The following is a 4,779-nucleotide window of genomic DNA, read 5'->3' on the forward strand; positions in this document are numbered from 1 at the left end:
CGTGTAATATCTTTTTTCGGCATCCTGTTCCACTATCCCCGCCTCCTCTATCATCTTCACGAAAGGCATGGCGCTGCCGTCGCCTATGGGCGGCTCGTCAGCGGTGATCACGACACAGATGTTGTCTATGCCCATGCCGACAAAAGCCGCCAGAAGGTGCTCAACGGTGTTTACCGCGTTTTCACCCTCGCCTATCGTCGTGCCTCTGACGGTGTTGGATACCTTTGAGGCGTCGGGGGTGATCTTGACGCCGTTCTTCATGAAAAAAACGCCGGCGTTCGCCGCGGCCGGCTTGAAAGTCACGGATGTTTTATGAGCCGTGTGCAGTCCTATGCCCTTCAAAGAAACTTCTTTCGCTATCGTCCTCTGTTTAGCCATTTGCTTTTCCTCCGCGGCGGATCTGCGGCCCCTTCATTTTACGGAACATTTCCAGCATCTCGGGAAGACGCATGGTCGCCGCGTACACCTTCAGCATCTCGCGGTGATCCCTGGCCGGAAAACCCGAAACAAGAACCCCGTCGGCCAGATCTTTTATCACCCCGCCGCGGGCGGCGACGGTGACGCGATTCCCTATTTTAAGATGGCCGGAAACCCCACTCTGGGAAGCCAGCGTCGTGTAATCGCCTATAACGGTGCTGCCGGCTATTCCCGTCTGGCCGAGTATGAGGCAGTGCCTGCCTATGCGCACATTGTGGGCTATGTGCACGAGATTATCTATTTTTGTGCCCTCGCCGATGACTGTGGATGAGAGAGCCGCGCGGTCCACGCACACATTCGCGCCTATCTCAACATCGTTTTCTATGACGACATTTCCGGCCTGGGGTATTTTTTTGTGCCCGCCTTCATCCTGCACATAACCGTAACCGTCGGAACCTATGACGCTGCCCGAATGGATGATAACATTGTCGCCGATTATCACTTTCTCGCGGATGGTGACATTCGGATAAATGAAACAGTTTTTCCCGATCTGCGCGCCCTCTCCTATAAAAACATGAGGCATCACCGCCGTGCCCGCGCCGATCCCGGAACCCTTCCCCGCGAAAACAAAAGCGGCGATGCTGGCGGTGGCGTCAACACCGGAGCCGGAAACGTCCGCGAGAGGGCTTATGCCTTCCGGCGGGCGCGGCGGCGGCTCTCTCAAAAGAGCTACCGTTTTCGCGAATCCGAGATAGGGATTTTTACAGACAACCGCGGGGATGGAGCTTTTCATCCCCTCCCCGGCTATAACGGCGGATGCCCGCGTTTTTTTCAGGGCCCCGGCGTATTTGGGGTTGGAGATAAAAGTGATATCTCCGGGCCCGGCGCTTTCTATATCCGAGATGTTATTTATTTCAACATCCCGCAACTGCCCGAGCGCCCCTGCGGACGAAGCGCTTTCAGAGCCGCCTTTTATTTCTCCGCCTATGCGGAGGGCTATTTCGGATAATTTCATAACGGCGCGCCATTCATTTCAATTTTTCTAAAACTGTTTCTGTCAGATCCGTGGCAGGGATGCCGTAAACGGCGTTGTTTTTATCAATGACCAGATCGTATCCGCCCTCCTCGGCGGCCTCGGCGACCGCGTCATAGATCCTGCCCATTATCTGCGACATGTATTCGCTTTTGATATTCTTCAAACTTTCCCTGGCCTCCACCGAGAGGAGTTCCTTTTGTTCCCTGAGAGCTTTTATCTCTTCGCCTCGCGTGTCGGTTTTCACTGTTGCGGTGGATATCTCCACATCCGGCGCCGTGGAGATGGAAACGCTCACCGGCGTCTCCTCCTCAAGGGCCATGCTGGTCTCAAGCTGGCGTATTTTAGCGTCCATGGCGGTAATGTCCGAAAGATATTTTTCCCTGCGGATGTCCATTTCTTTTTCCGCCAGTTCCTTCATGCGGAAGCGCGAATAAATGCCCTCTATGTCAACGAAAGCCACCTTCTGCGTGGAGATCATCTCCGCGCGGACGAGCCCTGAGCACAAAAAGCACAAACAGATGAATTTCAGCGCGGTCAAAGCGATTGCCCCCTTTTTTCCGGATTTTACCAAAAGATATCCCCTATTGTAAAATACCACTGCGTCTGGGATTCGCCTTTCACATGATCGAGGCCTTTTGCCCAGTCCAGCCGCACGGGGAAAGCGGGGATCTTGAATCTTATTCCCATCCCCCACCCTCTTTTAAAATGATTTTCCGTCTGGCCGAAGGACCAGTTCACATCTTCTCTTTTATCCCATGTACCGCCGAAATCAAAGAAAAACGCCCATTGCAGGACAGTCTGATTGTTCTCCCTGACGAGCGGAAACTTGAGTTCCAGATTATTGACATTCATGTACCTTCCGCCACCGGCCGGGCCTATCTGCCCCCTGTAATCATAACCTCTTATGGATTCGCCGCCGCCGGTGTAAAAACGCTCGTAAACCGGCACATCGGGGGTTGCCCCGTACCCCGTGACAACGCCCGCCTCAAAATTTGTCACAAAAACCAGCCTCCATACAATCGGGAAAAAATACGATATCTGAAGGCGTTCCCTGTGAAAGAAATTCTGCCCGCCGAAAATACCCAGAGCCATTTGCTCGGAAAGTTTATAAATGGCTCCCGTCGTGGGATCCCAGAAATAATCCCTTGTGTCGCGCGTGATAGAAGTCCGTACGCTGGATGTGATGCCCCTGCGGTCGGCCAGCGCTCTCTGCTCGAGCATATAAACATCATCCGTTCCGTAAAGCCGCATAGCCTCATAAGCGTATGTCACATTCGCGTTGTACACCTTCATAAAGCGTTTGCCGAAACCTATGCTGCCGCCTCTTTTGTGTTCGTGATATTTGTCTTTTACCGTCGAGGAACTCACATATTCCTGCACCCTGTCTATGTCATAAATCGCGGCGTTGAAAGAAAGATCCCTGCCGAAGAAATAGGGCTCCGTGAAAGAAAGATTATAATTTTTCCGGCGGGCGCCGAACTCCCACATGAGAGAGAGCTTCTGCCCCATACCCCTGAAATTGGTTTCCGATATCTGCATCGTGCCCACGAGCCGGTCCACGGAGGAATATCCCGCGCCGACGGAGAGCATCCCCGTCTGCTGCTCCTGCACCTGAAAGGTCAGATCCATCTTATCCCTTATGTGGGTGTCCGTGGGGATGATCTGCACATCCGAGAAAAAGCCGAGATTAAAGATACGCCGCTGAGACTCCCGCACCACGGTTAATTTAAAAGGATCGCCTTCTTTGACATGTATCTCCCTTTTGATGACAAACTCCTTTGTGCGGCGCGCGCCTTCTATATAAATGTTGTTGATGCTGATCTGCTCGCCCTCGTGGACCCTATAAAGAATATTAACATCGCCGCCTTCATAGCTGTATTCGGGGATGATCAAAAGTTTCAGATAACCGTCATCCGCGTACAAACCGTTCACGGAGGAAATGAAACTCTCCTCATTTTTGCGGGAATACACTTTCCCCTTCCTGAATTTAGCCTGCTGCAGGATGGGCGTGAATTCTGAGCTGTCTTTGACGACAGCGCCTTCAAATCCCACATCACCAAGATCATATCTGCCCCCCTCATAAACAAAAAGAGTCAGAGTCACGGAATCGCCGGCGTCGGAATAACTGATATAAGGTTTTGATATCTCAAAACGGGCGTAACCGCGGTCTTTATAGAATCCTACTATTTTGGCGGTGTCAGCCTCCAGCTTCTCGGCGTTGAATATCTTTTTCTTCTTTAATTCCATCAGGGATTTTATTTTTTTCACCTTAAAGGACTGCACGCCCGGCAGGTTGATACCGCTGATGAGTATTTTCTGGCCCTCTTCTATGTAAAATGTCACGATGGATTTGCCGTTTTTGTCGGGTTTGTCTATGAAATGGCTCACCGATACTTTTGAAAACCCCTCTTCCCTGTAAAGGTTCTGTATCGCGCGGATCTCGTTCATCACATCGCTGACCGAAAAATAATCGCCGCCGGAAAGCGTGATCTTTTCAAGCATCATCCCCGAGGACACTTCCTTGTGGCCCACGAATTTGAATTTTTTGAGCCGGGGTTTCTCTTTCACCTCGAACCTTATCACCGTGCCCGCGGCGCCGGTGCTGATCTCCACCGACACGTCCTCGAATTTATTCATGTCATATATGCGTTTAATGTCGCCCCGCAGCACTTCCTCCGAAAAAATGTCCCCGGCACGGACGGCTATCTCTTTGGTGATCTTTTTGGTTTTAACCGTTTCATTGCCCGATATCTCGACGCGCTCTACAAAATCTTCGGATAGAGCGGTGAGATAACCCGCGAAAACGCACAAAGCCGCCGCTGCAAAGAGCGGCGAAAAAAAGCGCCTCATACTGACTGTATTTTTTCCATATTTCATAAGTAATTATTGTAGCATATAGCCGGCATTAAGAACAACAGCGCGCCCTAAGGCGCTGTGGGAATAGGCGCTGTCGTAAAACAATTCGTTACTGGGGCCGAAACGCCGCGCAATATTAAGCGACTTGCGCGAAAAATGATGTGTGCGCGGCTTCCTTTTTTTTCTGTATCTTTACCACTTCTAATTGCAATTTATATCCAATGCGATAAAGCAGATTTTCAACAGCCGTAAGATTGGAAAAATTACCTTCCTCAATCTTAGAAATATACTGCTGTGTTACATTCAGTTTTTTCGCAAGTTGAGCCTGGGACAGTTTGTGTTTATTGCGATATTCAATAATTTTTTGAACAACCTTCACCTTTTGTTTGGTAAGTTCACAGCGCAATGCCAAGCCTGGATCTTTTTTAATTTTGTCTTTGATGTAGTCATCAACTTTTTTCATTTCGCTC

Annotated in this window: 5 protein-coding genes; all 5 read right to left on the reverse strand. The window is 50.5% G+C overall.

Going from position 1 to position 4,779, the window contains the following annotated elements; genetic code table 11:
* The coding region (locus tag FP827_02545) for a UDP-3-O-[3-hydroxymyristoyl] N-acetylglucosamine deacetylase (GenBank protein MBA3051962.1) at positions 1–378 on the reverse strand (378 nt) is incomplete at its 3' end.
* Entirely contained in the window at positions 371–1,432 is a 1,062-nt protein-coding gene (gene lpxD / locus FP827_02550; GenBank protein ID MBA3051963.1) for a UDP-3-O-(3-hydroxymyristoyl)glucosamine N-acyltransferase, read from the reverse strand. The genes FP827_02545 and lpxD, both read right to left, overlap by 8 nt.
* A gap of 13 nt (positions 1,433–1,445) precedes the next feature.
* On the reverse strand, positions 1,446–2,024 hold the full coding sequence (locus tag FP827_02555; GenBank protein MBA3051964.1) for an OmpH family outer membrane protein: 579 nt from the start codon (positions 2,022–2,024) through the stop codon (positions 1,446–1,448).
* Entirely contained in the window at positions 2,018–4,330 is a 2,313-nt protein-coding gene (bamA, locus tag FP827_02560; GenBank protein MBA3051965.1) for an outer membrane protein assembly factor BamA, read from the reverse strand. The genes FP827_02555 and bamA overlap by 7 nt, the downstream gene beginning before the upstream one ends.
* A 115-nt stretch (positions 4,331–4,445) precedes the next feature.
* Positions 4,446–4,772 carry a helix-turn-helix domain-containing protein gene (locus tag FP827_02565; GenBank protein ID MBA3051966.1) on the reverse strand — a complete coding sequence of 109 codons (327 nt, stop codon included), beginning with the start codon at positions 4,770–4,772 and terminating at the stop codon, positions 4,446–4,448.
* Positions 4,773–4,779 lie beyond the last annotated feature (7 nt).

The sequence above is a fragment of the Candidatus Omnitrophota bacterium genome (assembly GCA_013791745.1).
Lineage (GTDB): Bacteria > CG03 > CG03 > CG03 > CG03 > CG03.

Excerpts from the sequence above, each read along its gene's own strand:
- lpxD (MBA3051963.1), bottom strand. The coding sequence starts at position 1,432 with ATGAAATTATCCGAAATAGCCCTCCGCATAGGCGGAGAAATAAAAGGC.
- bamA (MBA3051965.1), bottom strand. The coding sequence starts at position 4,330 with ATGAAATATGGAAAAAATACAGTCAGTATGAGGCGCTTTTTTTCGCCG.
- FP827_02565 (MBA3051966.1), bottom strand. The coding sequence starts at position 4,772 with ATGAAAAAAGTTGATGACTACATCAAAGACAAAATTAAAAAAGATCCA.